The organism is Klebsiella sp. MS 92-3, assembly GCF_000195655.1.
Lineage (GTDB): Bacteria > Pseudomonadota > Gammaproteobacteria > Enterobacterales > Enterobacteriaceae > Klebsiella > Klebsiella pneumoniae.
This window is the reverse complement of record NZ_GL882823.1, coordinates 71,064-72,463: the sequence shown is the minus strand read 5'-3', so window position 1 is coordinate 72,463 and position 1,400 is coordinate 71,064. Positions and strand designations below refer to the sequence as shown.

The following is a 1,400-nucleotide window of genomic DNA, read 5'->3' as shown; positions in this document are numbered from 1 at the left end:
GGGAGCATAGATAACTATGTGACCGGGGTGAACGCGCGCAGCCAACGCCGCGACGGTCGAAAAGACGAGGTTTGTATCTCCAAAGTATTTCAGGTCACAGCGAGACGGCGAGTTCGCAAATCCCCGGGAGCATAGATAACTATGTGACCGGGGTGCGCGAAGGAAGCCAACAATGCTGTGGCGTGAAAGACGCAGGAGATTAGCGAGTGCGCGGGCAAACCTCGCCTTCAGCAAAGAAGAACGCGATTTCGCGGGCAGCGGATTCTACAGAGTCGGAACCGTGGGTGCCGTTCTCGGTGAAGCTGTCAGCGTAGTCAGCGCGCAGGGTACCCGCCAGGGCGTTTGCCGGATTGGTGGCGCCCAGCAGGTCACGGTGACGCTGTACCGCATTTTCGCCTTCCAGAACGGAAACCACGATCGGGCCGGAGGTCATGAACTCAACCAGACCGTCGAAGAACGGGCGACCTTCGTGCTCAGCATAGAAACCACGAGCCTGTTCAACGGTCAGGTGCAGCATTTTGGTGCCGACGATTTTGAACCCTGCAGCTTCAAAGCGGGAAAAGATGCTGCCAATAACGTTTTTTGCCACCGCGTTTGGTTTGATGATGGAAAAAGTACGTTCAATAGCCATGATTACCTCTAATTAAATGTTCTGTTGTTGCACATACGATTGTATGGCCTGGCGCGCATTATAATGAGCATCCCCGCCCCTGCCTACGGATGAAGGTAACATTTTGTTAAAATAAGATGAGTATTGAAAACACAAACCGCCAACAACAAATTTACCCTGGTTATTGCAGGGTAAAGCTGGCGGCTGCCGTCTGGCCCGCTTCATCCATCACCACCAACTGCCACTCGCCGGGTTTATCCAGCGTTAGCGTGGTTCTTGCGCCGGCGGCCTCTAACGGTTCGCCATTAATAAACCACCAGCGCCGCCCCTCCCCACCGCTGGTTTGTAGCGGCAACATCACCCGCGCCTCACCCGGGAGACGTTTTATCACTGCCCCATCACGGATGCCGGACAGCACCAGCGGCGCGGTATCCTGAGTCTGTAACGGCGGGCATGACTCCGATGCCGGTCCCAGGCGCGCGCGCCGCCTTTCGCTGGCCGGCAGCCAGGGATCCAGCGGCAGCGGCCAGACTTCGACCTGGCTTTCCCGAGCGCCGGGACAATCCGCCGCCACCCGTTCGCCGTGTTCATTGCGCCACACCGGGAAGCGGATCCCGCGTACGCTCTCCTGCCCCGGCAGCAGCAGAGTCGGCGGCTGGCTGGCATCCAAAAGCCAGCTGGCCAGGCGACGACGACAGTTGCTGTCGCCCGCCGGCAGATCCTGCCCGCCAGGCCAGCAGATTGTCCCCTGGCTGACCGTTGCCGGGCGCGGATCGCTCGGCAGCCCCCC

Annotated in this window: 1 protein-coding gene and 1 pseudogene; both read right to left on the bottom strand. The window is 59.4% G+C overall.

The genetic code is table 11. The features are described from left to right. Window positions 1-199: 199 nt before the first annotated feature. A complete protein-coding gene (gene ndk, locus HMPREF9538_RS10485) occupies window positions 200-631 on the bottom strand; it encodes a nucleoside-diphosphate kinase (RefSeq protein WP_004144312.1) in 432 nt (143 codons plus the stop codon). A 160-nt stretch (window positions 632-791) separates the two neighbouring features. After that, window positions 792-1,400 (bottom strand): annotated as a pseudogene (locus HMPREF9538_RS10490) (penicillin-binding protein 1C); the annotation flags it as partial.

What these genes read in the sequence shown, in the direction of transcription:
- ndk (WP_004144312.1), bottom strand. Translation starts at nt 631, where the DNA reads ATGGCTATTGAACGTACTTTTTCCATCATCAAACCAAACGCGGTGGCA.